The organism is Sorangium aterium, assembly GCF_028368935.1.
Lineage (GTDB): Bacteria > Myxococcota_A > Polyangia > Polyangiales > Polyangiaceae > Sorangium > Sorangium atrum.
In genome coordinates this window covers 2501709-2525385 of record NZ_JAQNDK010000002.1, presented here as the reverse complement: position 1 = coordinate 2525385, position 23677 = coordinate 2501709, and the positions used below count along the sequence as shown (strand labels likewise).

At 73.8% G+C, this 23677-nt stretch carries 7 protein-coding genes; 3 read left to right on the top strand and 4 right to left on the bottom strand.

Annotated elements, in window-relative coordinates; genetic code table 11:
* A partial coding sequence (locus POL72_RS24415; protein WP_272097928.1) for a PEGA domain-containing protein occupies window positions 1–553 on the top strand: 553 nt, incomplete at its 5' end.
* An 86-nt stretch (window positions 554–639) separates the two neighbouring features.
* On the opposite strand, the gene POL72_RS24410 is transcribed toward POL72_RS24415, so the two are convergent.
* The 3 genes from POL72_RS24410 to POL72_RS24400 are packed head-to-tail and all read right to left on the bottom strand — an operon-like array spanning window position 640 to window position 18025.
* On the bottom strand, window positions 640–8520 hold the full coding sequence (locus POL72_RS24410) for a beta-ketoacyl synthase N-terminal-like domain-containing protein (protein ID WP_272097927.1): 7881 nt from the start codon (window positions 8518–8520) through the stop codon (window positions 640–642).
* Window positions 8521–8531: 11 nt separating this feature from the next.
* Window positions 8532–16349: a type I polyketide synthase gene (locus POL72_RS24405; protein WP_272097926.1), complete on the bottom strand. Its 7818-nt coding sequence runs from the start codon at window positions 16347–16349 to the stop codon at window positions 8532–8534.
* A gap of 26 nt (window positions 16350–16375) precedes the next feature.
* Window positions 16376–18025, bottom strand: a complete 1650-nt coding sequence (locus POL72_RS24400) for a PfaD family polyunsaturated fatty acid/polyketide biosynthesis protein (protein ID WP_272097925.1) — start codon at window positions 18023–18025, stop codon at window positions 16376–16378.
* A 561-nt stretch (window positions 18026–18586) separates the two neighbouring features.
* Between POL72_RS24400 and POL72_RS24395 the strand changes: the two genes are divergently transcribed.
* Window positions 18587–21166, top strand: coding sequence for an ATP-binding protein (locus tag POL72_RS24395; RefSeq protein ID WP_272097924.1), 2580 nt, complete (start codon window positions 18587–18589; stop codon window positions 21164–21166).
* Window positions 21167–21218: 52 nt separating this feature from the next.
* On the opposite strand, the gene POL72_RS24390 is transcribed toward POL72_RS24395, so the two are convergent.
* A complete protein-coding gene (locus tag POL72_RS24390; protein ID WP_272097923.1) occupies window positions 21219–21968 on the bottom strand; it encodes a hypothetical protein in 750 nt (249 codons plus the stop codon).
* 508 nt (window positions 21969–22476) lie between these two features.
* Between POL72_RS24390 and POL72_RS24385 the strand changes: the two genes are divergently transcribed.
* Window positions 22477–23646: a hypothetical protein gene (locus tag POL72_RS24385; protein WP_272097922.1), complete on the top strand. Its 1170-nt coding sequence runs from the start codon at window positions 22477–22479 to the stop codon at window positions 23644–23646.
* Window positions 23647–23677 lie beyond the last annotated feature (31 nt).

Sequence of the window (23677 nt, the reverse complement as noted above, 5' to 3'; positions counted from 1 at the left end):
CCGCGTCTTCGTGACGCTCCCCGGGTCTGCCGAGCGCGCGGCGGCGCCGGTGGAGAAGAGGTTCACTGTCGAGCTCGATCCCGGGGTCCATCTCTTCCGCGCGGCGCGGCCAGGACGCCAGGATGCGTTCGTTCAGAAGACCTACCGGCCGGGGGAGAAGGCGACGCTCGATCTGCACCTCGACATCCTGCCCGCGCGCGTGGCCGTGCGCGCGGAGCCGGCGCAGGCGCTCGTGCGTGTGGACGGCCGCGAGGCCGGGCTCGCGCCCATCGACATCGAGCGACCGCCGGGGAAGTACAGGATCGAGGTGGTGCGGGACGGGTTCGAGACGTACGCGGCGACGCTCGATCTGCACGCGGGGCAGCGGGCGGATATGACGGCCAAGCTGATCCAGGTGCGGCCGTCGCTGTGGACGCGGTGGTGGTTCTGGACGGGCGCGGCGGCGGTGGTGGCGGGAGGCGTGGTGCTGACGTACGCGCTGACCCGGCCGGAGCCGGACTACAACGGGGGAAGCCTGAACTGGGTCGCGGAGCCGGCGGCGATCAGGTGGTGAGGGGCCAGGGCGCGCGCGTGTCGCGACCGAAACGGCGGCCGTGACACGCGCGCGGCGACGGCTCGTTCCCGGGGTCGAGCCGCGGCTCACCCCCCGAGCCGCCTCCCGATGAGCCGCGCGGCGAGCTTCCGCAGCCAGTCCGCCCGCCGCGCGTCGGGCGCGACGAGCCGCCCCGTGCGCGCGGCCTCCAGGATCGCGGCTGTCTCCGGCGTCGGGTCGGCGCACGCCTGCAGCACCCGGAAGACCGTCGCGTCCTCGTGCGCGACGCCCGCCTCCTCCACCCAGGCGTCCACCGACGCCGCGAACGCAGGATCCCCGGGGAACGGCTGCTCGACCGCGTTGCTCGGGCCGAGCCCGTTGATGCCGCTGATCACGAGGTCCTTGCGATCCTTGTAGGTCAGCCCCGCGAGCTCCTCGGGCAGCAGCGGGCGGCCGATCCAGATGTCCTGCACGCCCATGCCGAGCGGGAACTCGAGCCGCCGCTCGAGCGGCTCCGGCGGCAGCGCGCCGGAGAAGCGCACAGGCACCACCGGGACGCCCACCGCGAGCGCCATGTCGATGAACGAGCCGCTCATCTTGCGCACCGGCGTGCGGCACTCGAGCGACCGCGTGCCCTCGACGTGCACCATCACGCCCTTGCCAGCCCCCTGCATCTCGGCCCCGAGCTCGGCGATGATGCTCCCGAGCGACGCCTTGTCCTCGCGATCGAAGTACGTGATCACCTTCGGATCGCGCGCGCCCGGGTACGCGAAGCAGTGCGCCAGCATCGTGCCGAGCCACGTCGTCCGGTGCTCGGCCTTGGCCAGCGTGACCGTCGAGACCTCCGTCAGGCCGGACACGGCGATGCCGAACAGCAGCGACTCCACGCCGACCTGGTGGTTGCCCAGGTAGAGCAGGCTCCGGCCCTTCACGGCGCTGAACGCTGCGGGATCGACGACGTGCACCCGGCGGATGAACCGCTCGATGAGCCCGAAGTAGAGGTCCTCCGCCGGCCACCGGCCGATGCCCATGGCCGCGCCCCAGTAGCGGCGGACCGGCGCGATGTCGATCATGGGCGGGCCCGCGTCGCGGACCACGACCTCCGAGCCCTCGCGCGCCACGGTGAACGGCCAGCGGGTCAGCGGCTGCGCCGACGAGACGCCGGCGAGGGACACGGTCGACGGGTGCACGCCCGCGCGCCGCGCGACGTGATCCTTCACCGCCGCCGCCTCGACGAGGTCGCCCGACGCGGCGTAGAGCTGCGCCACGGTGCCGGGCATCCAGTCCATCGTGCGCACGTCGGCGGGGCTGCAGCGCGCCTCGCCCGACGCCGCGTCGACGCGCGAGACGGCGAGGTCGACCGGCGCGCGATCGCGCAGGAACGCCCGGCGGATCCCGGGCGGCGCGCCGCCGATCGGCCCCTGCGGGAGCAGCACCTCGACAAGCCGGAGCTCCAGCCAGACGCGCTCTCCCGCCGCGGCCCCGACCTCGGCCCCGGCCTGCGCGATGGCCTGCACCCGGAACGAGACGAAGCGATCGTCACGGCCCTCGTAACGCACCTCCACGCGCACCGGCGACTCGGGCGCCGGCCCGTACACGCGGAGCGACGGGATGCGCGACGGGAACGCGATCTGGGCGGGCGGGCACCCTGGATCCCACAGCGACAGCCGATCGTGCGGGATGGTGTGGGTCAGCGCGTCGAGCATGCCCTGGTGCAGCGTCCCTGGGGGCACCGAGCCCCTCCGGGGGTCCAGCACCGCCGACGAGCCGCGCGCGCCGAGCCTGAGCGAGGTCAGGTACTGGAACGCAGGGCCGTGGAACAGCGTCCCCGCCGCGTACGGATCGTCCGCCTCAGGTGCGTCGAGCGCCGGCTCCGGCGCCGGGGCGGGCGGGTAGTCACGGGCCACCCGCACGCGGCCGGTGCACACGGGCTCGAACCGCGAGAGCGCCGGGTTCGATGCCTCGCGCCACGCGAGCAGCCGGACATCGAGCTCGTCGCCCGAGCCGGTCGCCTCGGCCTTGACGCGCACCGGCCCCGGCACGGGCAGCCAGCGCTGCACCACCACGTCCTCCACGGCCACGACCACGCTCCCCGGGCGCGCTCGCAACGCGGCGCCGGCCAGCCGGTCGACCATGCTCATCCCGGGGAGCGCCGGGACCGTCCACGTGGGGCGGTGATCCGCAACCCACCCGTCCGGGTCCAGCACCTCCTCGACGTCGTCGAGCGCCGGCGCAGGCGCGGCCTTCGCCGCGGGTTGCTCCTGCGGGCGCAGGCGCGGGCTCCCGCCCACGGCGCCGGGGAGCGACGCGAGGCGGCGCGCGCTCGCGCGCGGGTCGAAGCCGACGTCGCGACGCGCGCGGGGCGAGGCGCCGTCGACGATCCGCACGCCGAGCGTCGCGCCGTAGATGCGCAGGCCGTCCACCCAGAGGTAGGACTCGGCGATGACGTAGGGCCCGCGGTCGTCGCGGCCGACCTCGAGGATGTCGGTGTCGACAGTCACCCGCCGGCTGGCCGGCAGCACCTGGCCCCGGTACCGCCAGGAGTGCTCGTGCCCCGTCATCACGGGCTCGAACCGCGGATCGCGCAGGCCCGCGTGGAGGTCCTGGTGCAGCATCCAGAACTGGATCGTCTGCAGCATCGCCTCGATGCCGAGCGAGCCTGGCTGCACGGGATCGCCCAGGAAATGGGCCTTGAAGAACCACTCCGACGCGTGGACGTCCCGCCGCGCGCGGAGCCGGCCGAGCCCCTTCCGGCCGCCGGCCTGCCACAGGCCGTCGATCCGGTCGATCATCAGCAGCGACGGCCGCGCGAGCCCGAGCTTGCCGCCGCAGTACCGCGCGGGGCGCTCGCGGAGATCGACGTCGAAATCGGACGGCTCATCGAGCGCGGCGACCTCCTCGGGCCTCGGCGGGATCCCGATCTGCGTCGCGAGCGCGGCCTTCGGGAAGAAGCCGAACACCGTGTCGAGCTCGTACACCCGCGCGCCGCCGAGGCTGCACTCGACCCGGAACGAGAGGATGATCATGCCGCCCGACCGGGACATGTTCGTGAGCCGCGACCTGGTGCGCAGCGCGCTCACTGCCGGCGCCGGCGCCGGCAGGACCTCGGCGTGCAGCGTGCCCTTGCCGTCGAGGTTGCGGAAGTACAGCGCGCCGTCGGTCGAGAGCGCGCAGCCGGTGTAGCTCGCGAGCCAGCCGCACGTCTGGAGCGCGGCCTCGAGCACCACCGCGAACGGCATCGTGAGGCTCGCGTTCTCGTCGAAGTACCACGCGTCCTCCGGGACGTCGTACTCGACCTCGACCTCGGCGCCGGCCTTCATCGCCGCCATGGGGCGCGAGACCGACAGGACCCGGCTCATGAAGTGGTACGGCGGCCCCGGGAGCCGGGCGACGTGCTGTCCCCCGTCGAACCTGCGGTAGAGCGGCCCGAACGCGTCCGACGGCCTGCCCCAGGCGCACGAGAGCAGGCTCCGGTAATCGAACGGGAAGCCGCCGGCGTCTGCAGAGGCGCCATCCGGCGGCGCCGCACCCGTCTCGGACCAGGGGACACGCGCGACCGGCACCGGCTCGACGTGGCCGTCGAGCAGTTCGGGGGCGCTCGTCAGCGGCCAGTCGGGGCTGAGGCGCAGGCCCACGCGGCGGGCGTGGAACGCCTTGAGGCCGTCGACCGTACACAGGAAGTCGGCGAACACCGTCGGGCACGGGCCGTCGTGGACCTCCTCGACGAACACCTCGTAGGTGAGCACCCGGCTCGTCGGGACCACCTGGCCGCGGCAGCGGAGCAGGTAGGGGATCTCCGGCACGGGCTCGAAGCGGAAGCCGTCCGCGTCCACCGTGAAGCCCATGGCCGCCATGTAGAACGCGAGCGCCTGCAGGCAGCCCTCGAACATGAGCGTCCCCGGCATGCAGGGGTCGTCCTTGAAGTGGCCCTCGAAGTACCAGCCGTCCTTCGTGATCGGCAGCGTGGCCCGGAGATAGCCGCGCTTCCACGGGCCGCCGGCCGGGTCGAACACGTCGACGCGATCGAAGAACAGCATCGGCGGCGCGCTGATCCGCGGCGTCCTGACGTGGGTGCTCAAACGATCGAAGGCGGGGCCGAACGCCGCCGCGCCGTCGCCGGCCGCGAACGCGAGGAGGTCGGCCCGGTCGAACGCGGACTTCTGGCACGCGATCCGGGGCGGATCGAGGCGGGCGGTCTTCGCATGCTCGGCGGTGTCCGCGTCCCAGAGGACGCCGCCGGAGCTCGCGAGCTCCTCGTCGGTGAAGAAGCCTGCCTGGCCCTTGCGCGTCTTCAGGCGCAGCTCGCCGCCGATGCGGCAGTCGTAGTGGAAGAAGAACAGGCGGACGTCGCCGTGCTTCGCGTGCCCGTCGACGTGGATGTCGTAGACGAGCGTGTCGCCCGGGCGCGGCAGGCCGCCGTAGAAGGTGAGCTCGCAGCCGAGCAGGCGGTAGACGCGCTCGCCCTTGTTCTCGAAGTCCGCGCCGAGCCAGCTGATGAGCAGCAGGTCGGCCTGGCCGCTCTCGATCATGACGCCGGCCGGCATCGCGCCGTCGTGCAGGTACCAGGAATCCCACCGCACGTCGGTCTCGGTCCACATCGTGCCGAGCTTCATCGAGCCGGGCTCGGCGTCGATCCCGGTGACCCGATCGGCCAGCAGGAGCGGCGGCATGGGCATGCGCACCTGGCGTCGATAGGCGTCCTGCCGGGCGAAGAGCGGGCCGAACACGTCGGAGATCCGGCCCGAGGCGAGGTGCTCGAGCTGCTCGCGGCTGAACCGGGGGCCGCGGGGCGCGAGGGAAGACGCCGCAGGGAGCTCCGGCTGGGCGGCGGGGCGCGGCGCAGGCGGCGCGGCGGCGGGGCGCGGCGGCTCGAACGAGCGCGGCGGCTCGGCGCGGGCGGGCTGCGGCGCCTCGGCGCGAGCGGGCTGCGGCGCAGCGGTGGGGCGCGGCGCGTCGAGGCGCGCGAGAGCCGGCGCATCGATCGGCTGCGGCACAGCAGCGGGGCGCGGCGCGTCGAGGCGCGCGAGAGCCGACGCGCCGACCGGCTGCGGCACAGCGGCGGGGCGCGGCGACTCGACCGTGCGCGGGGCATCGATCCAGACCGGCGCGGCGTGGGGCGCCTGCGCCAAGGGGGCCTCGACCACCACCGCGGCCGCGCCCGACGACGCCTGCACGAGCGAGTCCAGCGCGCGCTGCCGCATCTGAAGGAACCGACGGTGGACCTGGGCTTGCTGCTCCGCCCACTCCTTGTGGATCTGCGCAAGCTGCACGGTGAACGCCGCGGCGCCGGCGATCACGTCGCCCGGGATATCCACGGCAGCGGCCGCGACGACCGCCGGTCCGACCGGCGGCGGCTCCTCTGCCAGGCGCGCGGCGACGGCCGCGACGACCGCCGGCTCGACCGCCGCCGGCTCGTCCCAGGACGGCGCCCGCTCCGCGTCGGCGGCAGAGAACCCCGTGGGCCCGGGGTACAGCGGCGGCAGGTCGTCGAGAGCGGACGGCAGAGGCGGCGCAGGTTCCATGGAGTCTCCGGGGGATGAACAGGAGGCCGCGCCGGGCACGACGATCGCCGGCGGGTGGGCGGGGAGCGTGAGCATCGGCCCCTCCGCCGATCGCGGCGGCGGGAGCGGCGCGGCAGGGCCGCCGGCCCCGATGCGGACCGACAGCGAGCCGCCGCCGAGGCCGGCGCAGCGGACCTCGGCGACCCGGATCTCGTCGGACCACGGCGCCCCGTCGAGCCTGCGGCCGTGACGGCACGCGAGCACCGCGGCGGCCACGTGCAGCAGCCCCGACGCGGCGTGCGCGTGGCCGAACCGCGGCGCGAGATCCGTGGACGACAGCACGAGGCCAGGGTCGCCCGGCTCGTCCACGACCACCGCCAGGACCGGGTGCCGCTCCCGGACGGCGTCGTCGAGGCGCTCGAGCACGAGCACCACGGCGGCGTCGCCGGGGGGCAGGCGGACGCCGAGCGCCTCGAGCGCGGCCGCGTGGGCGGGCTCGCACGAGAGATCCACCGCGCCGACGATCGCCGCGTCGACCGCGCCGGCGCGCAGGGCGCGGGACGCGACGCGCAGCGCCCAGGGGCCCGACAGCTCCTCGGCGGCGATCGTGAACGACGGTCCACCGACGTCGAGCTGGCTGTTCAGCCGGTTCGCCGGGATGTTCGGCATGTTCCCGACGACGCCCGCCGCCTGCAGCGCAGGGATGATCGCGTCCTGGAGCGCGCCGACGTCGACCGACGGACCGAGCCGCGGCGGCGCCGTCTCGGCGAGCCGCCAGCGCGTCATGTACCTGCACACCTCGGTGTCGGCGCCCATGCCGATGAGCACGGCGGTGCGATCGCGCGGCAGCGCGAGCCCCTCGGTGGCCTCGATCGCCGCCTCGAGCAGCAGCGTCTGCTGGGCGAGCGCCTGCTGAAGATCGCGCGGCGGGAACCGGAGCCGGTCCGCCGGCAGCGCGACGGCCGCGCGGCGAGGATCCGCGCCGCGGCCCGAGAGGAGCGGCTCGGCGAAGGCCCGGACGCCGCTGAGCTCACCGACGCACAGGCCCATGGCCACCACGGCCAGGTGGCCTGCCGGCGCGGGGCGCGCGGCATCGACAGGGCGCGAGGCCGCTGCAGCGACCTGCGGCGCGGCGTGGGCCGCTCGGCTCCTCGGCGACGACGGCTCGTACGCCTCCACGAGGAGGTGGGCGTTGTTCCCGCCGAACCCGAACGCCGACAGGCCCGCGAGCCGACGCCCCTCCCACGGCTCGGCGCGCTGCAGCACCCGGAAGGGGCTCGAGGCGACCGCCTCGCTCAGCGGATCGGCGTGCAGCGTCGGCGGGCGGACGCCCGCCGCCATGGCGCCGAGCAGCTTGAGGAGCCCGGCCGCGCCGGCCGTCGTGACGAGGTGACCGAGGTTCGACTTGAGCGAGCCGAGCGGGACCTCGCGGGAGCCGAACACCTCCTTGAGGGTCGCGATCTCGGTCGCGTCGCCGAGGGGCGTGCCCGTCGCGTGGCACTCGAGCAGCGACACCTCGCGAGGATCGAGGCCGGCCGTCGCATACGCGGCCCGCATCGCGCGCAGCTGGCCCTCGACGGCGGGCGCGAGGAGGCCGCGGCCGCGGCCGTCGTTCGACAGGCCGACCCCGCGGATCACGCCGAGGATCGGCCTGCCCGCGGCCTCCGCGTCCGACAGGCGCTCCAGGACCACGAACGCCGCGCCCTCCGCCGGGACCAGGCCGTCGGCCTCCGACGAGAACGGGCGGCTCTGCCCGGTGCGGCTCATGGCCGACAGCGCGCAGAACCCGATGTGGATGAAGAGATCGTCCGAGCGGCACACCGCGCCTGCGAGCATCCGGTCGGCCTCGCGATCGTGCAGCCGCTCGCAGGCGAGCGCGATCGCGTACAGTGACGACGCGCACGCGGCGTCGAGCGCGAACGCGCCGGCCCCGAGGCCGAGCACGTCGGCCAGCAGGTGGGCGGGCAGCCCCGACATGAACCGGTTGCGCGGATCGGGCCGCGGGACGCCGGCGAGATCGCCGAGCCACGTCGACTCGACCCACGCCGACATCGCCGACGACGGGAACGAGAGGTTCCCGAACACCGCGCCCGCGCGGTCGGACCGGCCCTCGTGCCCCGCCTCGCGCAGCGCCTCGCGGCCCGCGTGGAGCACCCACTGGAAGAGCGGGTCGAGCGCGAGCAGGGACTCGGGCGGCCCGGCCGGCCGCGGGAACGGGTCCCTGGCGAGCACGCGGCGGAAGTGCTCGTCGAACCCGGCGACGTAGCCGCCGCGGTCGCTCCACGCGCGGTCCTGCGCGTCGCGCACGTCGCGCGCGCCGCGCACGGAAGGCCCCGCGAGCGCGCGCTCGCGCGAGAGGCGCCAGCGGCCGTCGGGGGCGGCGGACAGGAGGTCCCTGCCGGCGAGCACGTTGTCCCAGAGGGCCGCGGGGTGGAGCGCGCCCGGGAGGACGCACCCGCGGCCGACGATCGCGATGGGCTCGAACACGCTGGCCTCGATCACGCCTGCCCGCGCGCCGTGTCGGGGCGCAGGACGTACTGCACGTCGCGCAGCTCCGCGACGAGCGAGCCGCGGTCGTCGACGAACGCGATGTCGGCCTTCGTGCGATCGCGGGCCACGATCTGCCCGCGCACCACCGCGCGCAGCGGGCCGTCGGACGGCCCCTCGGCGAAGGTGTGCAGCGCGCCCACGGACATCGGGAGCGCGGCGCCGCCGAGCACGTGCTGCGTCCACAACGTCGCGAGCTGCAGCCCGCCGTCGAGCGCCGCCGGATCGGTCTTCCACGGCTGGGCCACCCAGCCGGCCTCGCGGAGGCCCACGACCGTCCCCGCGATCCCTTCGCGGCTCACGCCGTCGAGCCGCCGGATCACCTGGAAGTCGCGGCCGTGGAAGAGCGTGCGGCCGTCGTACAGCTCGCCGCCGGAGGGCCATGGGCCGAGCTCCGGCGCGGCCGGGCCCTTCGGGGCCACGCGCCCCTCGGGCTGCTGCATCTGGATGGTCGCCGCGTAGTGCAGCGCCCCCTGCGGCCCGCGCAGCTCCGCCGCGAGCACGGCGCCGTGGCCGTTGCTCACCTCGCGGCAGTCGACGCGGAACACCTCGCCGCCGGTCTCGTACGCCGCGAGCTTGATCCCGCGCAGGACCCGCACGTCGCGGAGCTCGGTCACGACGAGATCCGGCCGGCACGCGCGCGCGGCGCGAGCGAACCACTCGAGCGCGATCACCACGGGCACCACGGGGACGCCGTTGATGGCGTGATCGCCGAGGTAGGGGTGCGTCGCGCGGTCCGCGCGGACGGCGAGCGCGACCCGGCCGCCGTGGCCCTGGGCCGCGAGCGCCTTCGGCTCCGCGCCGAGCACGAGCTCGACCGCGCCGGGCGGGGCGCCGCCTTGCCCGCGCGCGCCGCGATCGCCGCGATCGCCCGACGCGTCGCACAGCTCGTCGAGGAGCATCTTCGCGCCCGCGGCGAGCGGGATGAGCGGCACGCCGAGCTGCGCGAAGTGGGCCTCGAGCGCCGCGTTCACCATGCCGCCTTGCCAGGGGCCCCAGCCGAGCGACTTCACCCGGCAGCCGGGGCGGCGGGCTGCCTCGGCGGCCGCGACCTTGTTCAGGACCTCGTTCGCCATCGCGTAGTCGCACTGCCCCTTGTTGCCGCCGCGCGCGGCGATCGAGCTGAAGAGGACGATCGCCTTGAGCGGGTCGCCCGCGGTCGCGCCGAGCAGGGCCCGGAGGCCGTCGACCTTCGTGCTGAACACGCGCTCGAACTGCTCGACCGTCTTCTCGGCGACGAGCTTGTCGGCGAGCACGCCCGCGCCGTGGACGATCGCCGTGACGGGGCCGAGGGCGCGGCGCACGCCGTCGAGCGCCGCGGCCACCGCCCGCGCGTCGTTCACGTCGGCCGGGACGTAGAGGGCCTCGCCGCCGGCGGCACGGATCGCGTCGAGCGTCGCGCGGACCTCGCGGTTCGCGAGGATCTTCGCGACGCTCCTGCCGATCTCCGCCGGGGTCACCCGCTGGCCCTCGGAGGTCGCCGCCTTGACGAGCGCCGCCTTGAGCGCGGCCTCGCCGTCGGCGCCGCGGCAGGCGGCCGGCTCGTCCTCGAGCGCGGTGCGGCCGAGCAGCGCGAACCGCGCGCGGCTGGCCCTGGCGAGCGCGATCAGCGTCGCCGCGGTGACGCCGCGGGCGCCGCCGCTCGCCACGACCACGTCGGACGGCCCGAGGGGGAGCGGCCCGGGCTGCGCGTCCTGCCGGACGCTTCGCGGCGCGGTGCGCAGGCCGTCGGCGCGCAGGCCGATCTCGAGCTCGACGCCGCCGGACAGGAGCTCCGAGGCGATGGCCTCCGCGAGCTCGCCGGCGGGGCGGCCGCCGCGCTCGAGGTCGATCGCGCGGCAGGACGCCTCGGCCCACTCCAGCGCCGCGGTCTTCACGAGGCCCGGCAGCCCGCCGACCCAGGCGCGGTCCGAGCCCGCGATACCGAAGTCGCCGCCGGTGTCCTGGACCGTGACGAACAGGGCCGGCTTCGCCGCGATCGCCTGGGCAGCGAGGAACGCCTCGCGGTGGACGGCGAGCGCCTCGTCGGCCGTGGCCAGCTCGCGCAGGCCGCCGAGGAACACGGCGCCGCGCGCGCCGCGGGGCACGGCGGGGGCGTGCTCGGCGGCGATCCCGCGCGCCGCGAGGGCCGCGACGAGCGCGGGGCCGATCGCGTCGTGGCCGGTGACCACGATGGTGCCTGCGTCGAAGAGGCCGGGCATCGCGAGGCCGGCCGCGGGCGCCGGCTCCTCGACGAGCGTCCACCGGCCGAGGGGCGCGGAGGCCGGCTCCTCGGCGGGCTCCGCCGGCGCAGCGCCGGCGGTGACAGCGGCGGAACCGAGGCTCGCGCGGAGGTGGTCGACGACCTGCCCCAGCGTGCGCAGCTGCGCCAGCGCCGACGCGTCGACCTCCGCGAGGCCGGGCGTCCGGTCGCGGACCGCCGACAGGATCTCCACCCGCTTGATGCTGTCGATGCCGAGGTCGCTCTCCAGCTCCATCTGCAGCCCGAGCATCTCCGCCGGGTAGCCCGTCGTCTCCGCGACGACCGCCATCACCACACGCTCCACCTCGGCCGCCGCGGGCGCCGATGCGGAAGCAGCGGCGGGCGCTGCGATGGCAGGCACCGTGGCGGCGGCGGGCGCGACGACTGCCGGGCTGGCGCTGGCAGCAGGCAGCGAGGCGCGGAGGTGGTCGACGACCTGCCCCAGCGTGCGCAGCTGCGCCAGCGCCGACGCGTCGACCTCCGACAGCCCCGGCGTCCGGTCGCGGACCGCCGACAGGATCTCCACCCGCTTGATGCTGTCGATGCCGAGGTCGCTCTCCAGCTCCATCTGCAGCCCCAGCATCTCTGCCGGGTAGCCCGTCGTCTCCGCGACGACCGCCATCACCACCCGCTCCACCTCGGCCGCGCCTGGCGCCGCGACGGAAGCGGCGGCAGGCGCCGCGACGGCAGACGCCTTCGCGGCGGACGCGGCGACAGCCGGACTGGCGCTGGCGGCCGGCAGCGAAGCGCGGAGGTGGTCGACGACCTGCCCCAGCGTGCGCAGCTGCGCCAGCGCCGACGCGTCGACCTCCGACAGCCCCGGCGTCCGGTCGCGGACCGCCGACAGGATCTCCACCCGCTTGATGCTGTCGATACCGAGATCGCTCTCCAGCTCCATCTGCAGCCCCAGCATCTCCGCCGGGTAGCCCGTCGTCTCCGCGACGACCGCCATCACGACTCGCTCCACCTCGGCCGCGCCTGGCGCGGCGCTGGAAGCGACGGCAGGCACCGTGACGGAAGACGCCTTCGCGGCGGGCGCGACGGCAGCCGGACTGGCGCTCGCTGCCGGCCCGGCGGCCGGCAGCGAAGCGCGGAGGTGATCGACGACCTGCCCCAGCGTGCGCAGCTGCGCCAGCGCCGACGCGTCGACCTCCGACAGCCCGGGCGTCCGGTCACGGACCGCCGACAGGATCTCCACCCGCTTGATGCTGTCGATGCCGAGATCGCTCTCCAGCTCCATCTGCAGCCCGAGCATCTCCGCCGGGTAGCCCGTCGTCTCCGCGACGACCGCCATCACCACACGCTCCACCTCGGCCGCGCCTGGCGCCGCGCTGGAAGCGACGGCAGGCGCCGCGACGGAAGACACCTTCGCCGTAGACGCAGCGACAGCCGGACTCGCGCTGGCGGCCGGCCCGGCGGCCGGCAGCGAGGCGCGGAGATAGTCGACGACCTGCCCCAGCGTGCGCAGCTGCGCCAGCGCCGAGGCGTCGACCTCCGCGAGCCCGGGCGTGCGGTCACGGACCGAGGACAGGATCTCCACCCGCTTGATGCTGTCGATGCCGAGATCGCTCTCCAGCTCCATCTGCAGCCCGAGCATGGAGACGGGGTACCCCGTCTTGTCCGCGACAACGTCGAGGACCAAGCGCTCGATATCGACGCGCGGCGCAGCGGCGACCGCCGCCTGCGTCGCCACGGCGGCCGCAGGCGCGGTGACGGCCGTGGACACTGCCACCGCGGGCGCAGCGGCCGCCGCCTTCACAGCCGCAGCAGGCGCCGCGGTGGCCGCTCTTGCTGTCGCGGCGGGCGCTGCAACGGCCACCTTCGCTTCCACGGCAGGCGCCGCCTGCGCCGGCAGCGCGACAGCCGTGTGGAGCTCCCGGCCCGCGCCGTTCGGGCCGTCCAGGGCCACGTTGCTCCTGCCCTCGCCGGAGCGCGCGGTCGGCGCCGCCGAAAGCCGTACGGACGCCTCCGAGACAGGCCCCACATGCACCGGAGCGAGGAGAACCGGAGCAGGCCGTACCTCGGACACCGTCGTTGGAGCGACGGGGTACGGAGCGCCGGTCGCCAGCGCGGCAAGCCCCGCGAAGGACGCCTCGGCGGCCTGAAGGAAGGCGATGTGGCTCTCGGCCATCGTGCGCTGGTACACGCTGTGGGCTTCCGCCGTCGCGCGCTGCGCCTCCTGGTACGCGGCCAGCCACGACGCGCTCGCCGTCGGCCGCGACGCGCTCACCACGGGCGTCGACGAGCTCACTGCCGGCCGCGGCGCGCTCACCACAGGCGCCGACGCGCTCGCCAGCGCAGGCGCGGACGCGCTCACCACCGGCTGCGACGCGCTCACTGCCGGCCGCGACGCGCTCACCACCGGCGCCGACGCGCTCGCCAGCGCAGGCGCGGACGCGCTCACCACCGGCTGCGACGCGCTCACTGCCGGCTGCGACGCGCTCACTGCCAGCCGCGACGCGCTCACTGCCGCCTGCGACGCGCTCACCACCGGCGCCGACGCGCTCACCACCGGCGCCGACGCGCTCACTGCCGCCTGCGACGCGCTCACCGCCGGCTGCGACGCGCTCACTGCCGGCCGCGACGCGCTCACCACCGCCTGCGACGCGCTCGCCACCGGCCGCGGCGCGCTCGCCACCGCCCGCGCCGCCTCCGGCGCCGGCTTCTGCGCCGCCCGCGGCGGGCTCGCCGCCGGCAGCGCCTTCGCGCCCCCCTGCGGCGGATACGGCTTGCCGTAGTTGCTCCCGTTGATCTGCAGCGCCAGCTTCGGCTTCGGCAGCGCCCGCGGATCGCTCGGCGCCGCGAAGCCTTCCCAGAGGACCCGCGCGTCCAGCGGCACCCCGGCCACGGCGAGCCGCGCCACCGCCTCGAGCAGGCTCGTCACGCCGTGCTTGCCCTTGCGGTCGAGCGCCACCGCCCGGTGCGGCCGACCGCTCAGGATGTCGCCGACCAGGTTCGTCAGCACCGAGCCCGGCCCGACCTCGACGAACGTGCGCACGCCGTCCGCGTACATCCGCTCGATCTCCTCCACGAACCGCACCGGCTCCGCGAGCTGCCGCGCCAGCCGGTCGCGCGCCGCGTCGCCGCCGCCCGCGTACGGCTCGATCTCCGCGTTGCTGTACACGGGCGCCGCCGGCGCCTCGACCGCGATGCCCGCCAGGAACTCGCGGAGCGGCGCGCTCGCCTCCGCCACGAGCGGCGAGTGGAACGCCGCGGCCACGTCGAGGCGCCGCGCCTGGATCCCGACGCCCTTCAGCCGCTCCTCCGCGGCCTCGATCGCCGCGACCGACCCCGACAGCACCACCTGCTTCGGGCCGTTGTGATTCGCGATCACCACGCCGCCGAGGCCCAGCGCCCGCACCTCGTCGATCCCCCGCGGGACCGCGATCATCGCGCCCCGCTCCGACGACGCGGCGCCCATCAGCTCGCCGCGCCGCCGCGCCACGCGCAGGAGGTCCGCCGCGGACAGCGCCCCGGCCGCGTGCAGCGCCGTGATCTCGCCGAAGCTGTGGCCCGCGAACGCCTCGGCCCGCACCCCGAGCGCCGCGAGCAGCGCGAGGTGCGAGAGGCTCGTCGCGCCGATCGCCGGCTGCGCCCACCGCGTCTCGCGGAGCCGCGCCTCCTGCGCCGCCCGGTCCTCGTCCGAGAACACCGGCCGCGGGAACACCACCTCGTGCAGCGGCGCGTCCGCGATCGCGACGCCCGCCGCCGCGTCCCAGGCCGCGCGGGCCGGGTCGAACGTCATGAGCGCGTCCGCGCCCATCCCGACGTACTGGCTCCCCTGCCCCGGGAACAGGAACGCCACCCGCCCCGGCGCCTCCCCGCTCGCGCAGTGCACGAGCGGCGCCGAGAGCGCCTGCTCCGGCCTCGCCTCGAGGTGCGCCGCGACCTGCTCGAGCTTCTTCCTGAGATCCGCCTCGTCCGCCGCGCACAGCCCGAGCCGCGCCGGCCTCGACGCGTCGAACGAGAGCACCGACTCCCGCGCCAGGAAGCGCAGGATCTCGGGCACCTCCGCCTCCTTCGCCAGCGCCCGCGCGCGATCCGCGAGCGCCGCCGGCGTGTCCGCCGACAGGAGGAACAGCTCCGCCGGCAAGGCCCGCACCCGCCACGCCTTCGGCGCCGGGCCCGTGTACTCCTCCAGCGCCACGTGGAAGTTCGAGCCGCCGAAGCCGAACGAGCTCACCGACGCCCGCCGCGGGTGGTCCCCCGGCCGGATCCACGGCCGCGCCTGGGTGTTCAGATAGAAAGCGGTCTTTTCTATGTCGAGCTTGGGGTTCGGCTTGTCGACCTTGATGGTCGGCGGGAGCACCTTGTGGTGCAGCGCCATGATCGCCTTGAACAGGCCGGCCGCGCCGGCCGCCGCCTTGGTGTGGCCGATCTGCGACTTCACGCTGCCGAGCGCGCACCACTGGCGGTCAGCGCGCCCCGACGCGTCGAACATCGCGCGCAGGCCCTCGAACTCGGCCGCGTCGCCGGCCTTCGTCCCGGTGCCGTGCGCCTCCATCAGCTCCACGGTCTCGGGGCCGTACCCCGCGGCGGCGTACGTCCGGCGGATCGCCTTCGCCTGCCCTTCCGGCACCGGCGCGTACACGCTCTTGCTCCGCCCGTCCGAGGACGAGCCGATCCCGCGGATCACCGCGTAGACCCGGTCCCCGTCGCGCTCGGCGTCGTCGAGCCGCTTGAGCGCCACCATCGCGATGCCCTCGCCGAGCAGCGTGCCGTCGGCCTTGTCGGAGAACGGCCGGCAGTCGCCCGACTTGGACAGCGCGGGCGTCTTGCTGAAGCACATGTACATGAACGCGTCGTTCATCGTGTCGCAGCCGCCCGCGATCACGAGATCGGACTGCCCGAGCGCCAGCTCGTTGATCGCCATCGACATCGCCGACAGCGACGACGCGCACGCCGCGTCGGTCACGCAGTTCGTCCCGCCGAGGTCGAGCCGGTTCGCGATGCGCCCGGCCACCACGTTCCCGAGCAGGCCAGGAAAGCTCGACTCCTGCCACGGCACGTAGTTGCCTGCGATCTTGTCGCAGGCGCGCTTCACCTCGTCCTCCGGATACCCGAGGTCGCGGAGCGCCTTCGCCCACACCGGCCGCTGGATCCGGCTCACCATCGACGCGAGCAGCTCCTGCGCGGAGGTGACGCCGAGGATCACGCTCATCCGCTCGCGGTTCATCGCCTCGAACTGCCCCTGCGCCGCGTCCTCCAGGACCCGCTTCGCCACGATCAGCGCGAGCAGCTGCGTCGTGTCCGTCGCCGGCACGATCGAGGGCGGGACGCCCCACTCGAGCGGATCGAACGGCACGTTCTTGAGAAAGGCGCCGCGCTTCGCATAGGTCTTGTCCGGGGCGGACGGGTCGGGATCATAGTAGTCCTCGACCAGCCAGTGGGTGCTCGGGACCTCCGTGATGAGGTCTGTCCCGGACAGGATGTCACGCCAGAAGCCGTGCGCGTCCAGCGAGCCGGGGAAGATGGCGCTCACGCCGACGACGGCGATGGACGGGATACGCGAAGACGAAGGGTGCATGAGGACCTCGGCAGATGATCAGGCGCTCAGGCGAGCGGGCGAGGAGTGAAGTGGAATGCGGCGCTCGGCACGGGGACGCCGTACGTCCGGAGCTGCTGCGCGCGCGTGACGACGGCCGCGCCCTCGAGCAGGTTGCGCGCGACCTGGACCGCCGTGCGGCGCGCCGGGTCCTCGAGGAACGACCCCTTGACCCAGCGGTTGAACGCGCCCATGGCCGGGCCGCACCAGATCTGGTAATCGGCGCGGCGCTTCGGGTCCCCGGCGATCGCCCACTTGCTGGACATGCCGAGATACCAGCGGAAGATCAGCGCCATCTTGTGCTTCGGCTCGCGCGCGGCGCGCTCGAGCTCCGCGGGGTCGCGCTCCGTGAAGAACCGCTCGCAGCCCGCCCACACCTCGTCGCACGACATCTGGAACAGCTCCCTCTCGATGCGCGCGCGCACGTCCGTGGGCAGCGACTCGATGGAGTCGTGGGCGACGTAGAGGTCGTAGAGCCGCTGCGCGCGGACACCGAACATCGTGCCGCGCTTGAGCACCTGGACCTGCACGCCGAGCTCGAACATGTCGGCGGCCGGCGTCATCACAACGTCCGGGAGATCGGCCTGGGCCAGCATCTTCTTGCCCTCGTCGGAGAGGCCCGACTCGATGCACGACTGGTTGACCGAGCCCGTGAGCACGTACGCGGCCCCGAGCGCGAACGCGGCGGCGATCGACTCCGGCGTGGAGAGGCCGCCGGCGGCGCCGACGCGGATCGGCCGGTGATACCCGTACTTCGCCGCGAGCTCGTCGCGGACGCCGAGGATCACGGGGAACAGCGCGACGAGGGGCTGGTTGTCGGTGTGACCGCCGGAGTCCGCTTCCACGGTGATGTCCTCGGCGACCGGCAGGCTCCGCGCGAGCTCCGCCTCGTCGCGGGTGAGCCACCCGTTGCGAACGCAGGTATCGAGGATCTCGGCCGGCGCGGGCGACAGGAAGCGCGCGGCGACCTCCGGGCGCGAGATCTTCGCGAACAGGTGGTTCTTCCGGTCGACGCGGCCGTCGGGCAAGCGCTTGACGCCGCTGTAGGCGAACCGCACGACCATCGGGTTCAGGCCCATGTAGGCGGCCGCCTCGGCCCGCCGGACTCCCCTCTTCAGGTAGAGCTCCACCGTGTCGCTCTCCAGCCTGGGCTGGTTCGGAGCGTGGATGAGGTTGCAGCCCCAGGTGGGGCCGTCCGCGCCGAGCGCCGCGGAAATTTCGTCGATCGCCTGCTCGATCCGGTGCAGCCCGAGGCCTGCGGCGCCGAAGAACCCCATCATGCCTGCCTTGGCCATCGCGATCGTGAGCCGCGTCGTGTGGATGCCGTTCGCCATCGCGCCGGCCACGTAGGGGAAGCGCAGGCCGTGGACCTCGACGAAGGAGCGGTCTCCGAGCCACTCCGGGTACAGGGCGGGCAGCGTGCCGAGGAGCGGGAACGTGGGGACCCCATTGACCTGATCCTCGCGGAGGACAGCGCCGCCCCGGGACACGCCGACGCGCCCATCCGGCGTCTCACGCACCACGTGCACCGGCTCTCGCACGCAGGAGACGGCCTCCCGCAAGTCTGTCGATGTGAACGCGGGGAGCCAGGGCCCGCTGCGCCAGATGCCGATCGGCTGGAGGCCGGCGCTGCGGATGACCTGCGGATCCTCAATCATGCTGAGCTGCCTCCTAATGACAAGCACGGCCTCTATAACACCCGTCGTGAGCGGCCTGCGGTAATGGTTCGGTCACGGCGCAACGGCGCGCCGGACCCGTTCACCCGGCGATGAAAGCGCTTTCCCTCGGCTCCTGCGGGCCTGACGCGCCCTCGTGACGCACCGCGCCTTTGTTTCGTGTCTGTCACACGCGCCGCAGCGCGGCGCTCACCCCTCCGCATCGATCCCCCACGCGCTCGAGGAGACGAAGGCCCGTCCGGAGCGTCAGAGAGACCCCATCGAGGTTGACGGAGAGGACCCGTCGCCGCCGTGCGCGGGCGCCGGCTCAGGGCGGGTGGGACGAGGGCGGCGACGTGCGCAGGCCGGCGCCGCCGGGAGGGCTCGACGGGACCGACACCAGGCGCTACCACAGCGCCCGGCGGCGAGGTGAGCGGCGGATCCGACGCGCCAGCCTGCTCGGGTGTCATTTTCCACGGCCGTGCGTGCTCGGCTGCGGCGTTCCCGTGCCCAGCAGGTTTGATGTCGCCCGCGCTCGCCTTATGCTCCTGTGACGATACGACGATGAGACGTCTCTACCGCCTCTCCGCCAAGATCAGCAGGCTCCTCGCGGCCCGTCGGACGCGCGAAGCACGCGCGAGGACGCCCCGTGTGGCGCCGCCGGACGAGGCCCCGACTGGCACCGCCGCCCAGGAATGGACGCCGCAGCCCGTCGATCAGCAGCAGGCGGTGCTCAAGTACGTCATCGCCAACGTCCCCCACGCCATCTTCTGGAAAGACCGTCATGGACGGTTTCTCGGGGGAAATCAGAACTTCCTCAACGACACCAACACGAAGGTGCTGGAGAACCTCGTCGGCAAGACCGATTTCGACGTGTGGGGCAGCAAGAACGCGGAGTGCTTCGTGCGCATCGACCGGGAGGTCATGGAGGGCGGCACCCCGATGCTCGACGTCGAGGAGCCGCTGCTCCGCCCGGACGGCGAGCAGCGGTTCCTGCTCACAAGCAAGGTGCCCATCCGCGACGAGCGCGGCGATGTGACGGGGATCCTCGGGATCTACGCGGACATCACCGAGCGCAAACGCATGGAGATCGAGCTCCAGAAGGCCAAGGAGGCGGCGGACGCCGCGGCCTGCGCCAAGGGAGAGTTCCTCACGGTGATGAGCCACGAGCTCCGGACGCCGCTCTCCCTCATCCTGGGACCGCTCGAGTCGCTCCTGTCCAACCGGGACGAACCGCTCTCGCCGCGGGTGCGGACCGACCTCGAGCTCGTCCAGCGCAGCGGGCGGCGGCTCCGACGGCTGGTCGACGATGTCCTCGATCATCAGAAGATCGAGGCCGGCAAGATGCAGATCGACTGGGAGGCCGTCGACGTCGGAGAGCTGGTGTCGGACATGGTGGAGGAGGCTCGCCCGGCGGCGGCGCGCGGTGGGCTCGATCTATCGATTCACCTGGATCCCGAGCTGCGGAGGGTCCCCGCCGACCGGCGCAAGCTCGAGAAGATCGCGCTCAACCTGCTGGGCAACGCGCTGAAGTTTACCCCGCCTGGCGGGCGCGTCACCGTCGACCTGAGGGCGCTCGATGGCCAGTTCGAGCTCTCGGTCGAGGACACCGGTCCTGGCATCCCGGAGGACAGGAGACACCTGCTCTTTCAACGGTTTCAGCAGATCGACGCCTCGGCGACGCGAAAGCACGAGGGGACGGGGATCGGGCTGTCGCTGGCCAAGGAGCTCACGGAGCTCATGGGCGGCACGGTCGGCGTGGAGAGCGAGCCCGGGGTCGGCTCTCGCTTCTTCGTGCGGCTCCCGCGCGCCGCGGATTTCCTGGCAGCGAGGCGGGCGCCCGTCGCGCCAGAGCCGCCGAGGTCGGTCAACGGCGCGGGCACCTCCGAGGCCCCCCCGTCGTCGGTCAACCTCCGCGGCTTCGAGGTGCCTCCGCTGTCCGCCGCAGGCGCGCCCCGCGGCGACGGCGGCGCGGAGGGGCCGCGCGTGCTCGTGGTGGAAGACAACCCGGACATGAGATCTTACCTGGCAGACATCCTGTCGGCCGGACACGAGATCGTCCTGGCGACGAACGGCCGGGAAGCGCTCGAGTCGATCGCGGCGAAGCGGCCCGATGTCATCGTCTCGGACGTGATGATGCCGGAGATGGACGGATTCGAGCTGGTCCGGCGGATCAAGGGGGATCCCGCGCTCCGGGCCATCCCGGTCCTCCTCTTGACGGCCAGGGCGAGCGGCGCCGAGGCCGTCGGGGGGCTCGACGTCGGCGCCGACGAGTACATGAGCAAGCCGTTCGACCCCCTGGAGCTCAGGGCGCGAGTCCGCGCCGCGGAGCGGCTGCACCGCGCCTATCTGGAGCTCGCAGCGAAGAACCGCGAGCTCGCGGCGGCGCTGGAGCGGCTCTCGGAGACGCAGCAGGAGCTCCTCCAGGCGGGCAAGATGGCGGCGATAGGGACGCTTGTGGCGGGGCTGTCTCACGAGATGAACAACCCGGTGTCGGCCATCCTGATGAACGCCCAGCTGCTGCTCAGGCGGCACCGGAAGGGCCACGGGCTGCCGGACGAGGCCACGATCCTGAAGGCGCTCAGCACCATCGAGCGGCAGGCGAACCGGTGCTCGGATCTCGTGACGGCGCTGCTCGAGTACGCGCGCGGCAAGCCGATCGGCCGGGAGCCGTGCGACGTGCGCGCGGCGCTCCGCCGCGCGGTCGACCTGTCCGCGCCGCGGGCGCGCGAGCGCAGGGTCCACCTCGAGGCGGACAGCACCACGTCGGCGCTGCCCGAGGTGCTCGTCAACGCATCGCAGCTCGAGTCGGCCTTGCTCAACGTGATAGGCAATGCGCTCGACGCCAGCCCGCACGGCAGCGCCGTGGTGGTCGAGGCTCGCCCGCTCCCGCGCGGCGACATCCACGGCGTGGAGATCGACGTGCACGACCACGGCTGCGGCATCCGCACCGAGGACCTGAGCCGCATCTTCGAGCCGTTCTTCACGACGAAGCCGCCCGGGCAAGGGACCGGGCTCGGGCTGTCGCTGACGCACCGGTTCATCGAGGAGCACCACGGCAGCATCCGTATCGAGAGCGCGCTGGGCGAGGGCACGACGGTGCGCATGTGGCTGCCCGCGCTGCAAGCGAACGGGGCGGAGTGAGGCGAGGGAGCGCGTTCTCACGACCACGGACGACCACGCCGGCCCCGCGGCGTCAGCTCGCCGGCGAGGCGCGGAGCTCTGCGGCGAGCGCCGCGCCCAGGGCGAAGAACGCCGGGCGGGCGGGCTCCGGGCCGCCGCCCAGCCGGCGCTCGAGCCGCGCAGGATCCCAGCCGCAGGCATCGTAGGTCTCCAGCGCGTGCCGGTCGCGCCTGGACAGCCGGGCCCTGGCGCCACGGAGCGCCGCGGTCATGGCCGGCAGCACCGCGGAGAGCGCGCGGCCGGTCTCCCCCCAGTCGTCGAGCGACGATGGGCTCTCCAGCACATCGACGACGAGGCCCGTGAAGAACAGGCCGACGATGGCCTCGCAGAGGCGGTCCAGCGAGCCGTGCACGGCGTCATCGCCCATCGTCCAGAGGGCCGGGTCCGGGTTGAAGTAGCCCAGGAACGCTTGCAGCATGAGCATCGGCGTCTCGGGCATCAAGAAGCGATGCTCGCCTCGCTCGCGCGTCCGCCTGCGGAGCACGCGCATCATCGAGATCATGATCTCGCCGACCGCGAACCCCTGCCGCGCCTGCTCGGCGAGATCGTCGTCCATGTCCACCTCGGCGCGGACGCCTGGGCTGAGCCGGGCGACGAACGAGATCCCGAGCGGGTGCACGAACAGCGTCCTCGTGGCGAGCGTCTCGACGTCACGGAGGACATCTGCGGGGAGAATCACGGCATAGGCGACGAGCGCACGCTGGACCGCGCCGGTGATGAGCCGGTCCTCGTGGACGTCTTCGAGCAGGTCGTCCAGGCTCATGATCGACTCCGCATGATCGCGGAATAGCACAGCTGGACCTGGACGAGGAGCGGCGCCCGCTTCGCGCCGAACGCTCGCGCTGCGGCCGGCGGCAGCGCGACATCGAATCTTTCATTTATTTGCGACGAGCGATCTGTCATTTATTTGTGACGAGAAATCTCGTCATTTATTGTTGACGAAGAGGGAGGCCACGGCGCCCCGCGACCCCCTCGAGCCTACATCGCGTCGCATCAAGCTCGCCCTCGAGGCGGAGCTCGCTCTGCTTCAGGCCGTCGAGCTCCCCCACCCTCTCCTTGACGGCCGAGAGCCCCGCGGCGATCTGATCGTGGCGAGCCTCGGATCTCCACGCCGTCGCGGTAGGGGTGGGCATGGCGGCTTGGATGCCCGGGGCGGCCAGAGATTGGCTCGGAGCCTGCGGCGCGACGGCAACGGATTTTGGCAGCGCCGCCGGCGGCCGAGCGCGCGGCGCGCGCGCCGGACGGGCGCCCCTGTGTGGTAGCTTCGGCGCATGACCAGCGCGGGAGCGACGCTGCCAGTCCCGGTCGCGGCGCCGCGCGGAGCCGCGCTTCGCGCGCATCTCATCGAGTTCCTGCTCGTCGGGGGCGCGACGCTCGTGCTCTTTCCGCTCGCGTGGCTCGCCCGCAGGGCCGTCGGGCTCGACGCGGCGGAGCTCGCGATCGGCTTCCTGACGTTCCACGCCGCGTCCCTGATCAACGATCCTCACTTCGCGGTGACGTACCTGTTGTTCTACAAGGACGCGAGGCGCCGCGCGTTCGGCGGCGCGTTCGCCCCGGCGCAGCGAGCCCGCTACATCGTCGCCGGTCTCCTGGTCCCGCTCGCGCTGCTCGCGTGGGCGATCGGGGCGCTCTCGACCGGCTCGGCGCGGGCGATGGGCTTCATGATCCAGCTCATGTTCCTCCTGGTGGGCTGGCACTACGTGAAGCAGGGCTTCGGCGTCCTGACGGTGCTCTCGGCGCGGCGTGGGTTCCGGTTCGACCCCCTGGAGCGCAAGGTGATCCTCGTGCACTGCTTCGCGGCCTGGGCTTACGCGTGGGCGAGCCCGGCGGATCCAGGCAGGGAGGTCGAGGAGAAAGGCGTCGTCTACACGTCGCTCGCGCACCCGCCTGCGCTCGAGCCCGTCACCGGGCTCGCCTTCGGGCTCAGCGCGCTCGCGCTGCTCTGGGTCATCGCGCGCAGGTGGCGAACGGAGCGGCGCCTGCCGCCGCTCGCGCCGCTGGCCGGTTTCCTCATCACGGTCTGGCTCTGGACGGTCTACTCGAGCCTCGACCGGCTCATGGTCTACGTGATCCCGGCGCTCCACTCGGTTCAATATCTGTATTTCGTCTGGCTCCTGAAGGGGAACGAGGCGCGCGCCGCCGAGGGCCCGCCGCTGTTCGGGCGGCCGACCGGCCTGCGCCTCGGGATCCTGGCGGCGACCGCCATCGGCCTCGGGTGGGTCGTGTTCCGCGGCGCGCCGGCGCTCCTCGACAGCGCGCTGGTGCTGAGCTCGAGCGACGGCGAAGCGATGTCCGACCTGGGCCCGACACCGTACTTCGCAGCCGTCTTCGTGTTCGTGAACATCCACCACTATTTCATGGACAACGTGATCTGGCGCCGGGAGAACCCCGAGACAGCGTATCTGCTGCGACAGGACGACCGAGGCAGCGCGGCCGGCTGAGCGGGCAGGCCGGCGCGGCGGCGCCTCGGGC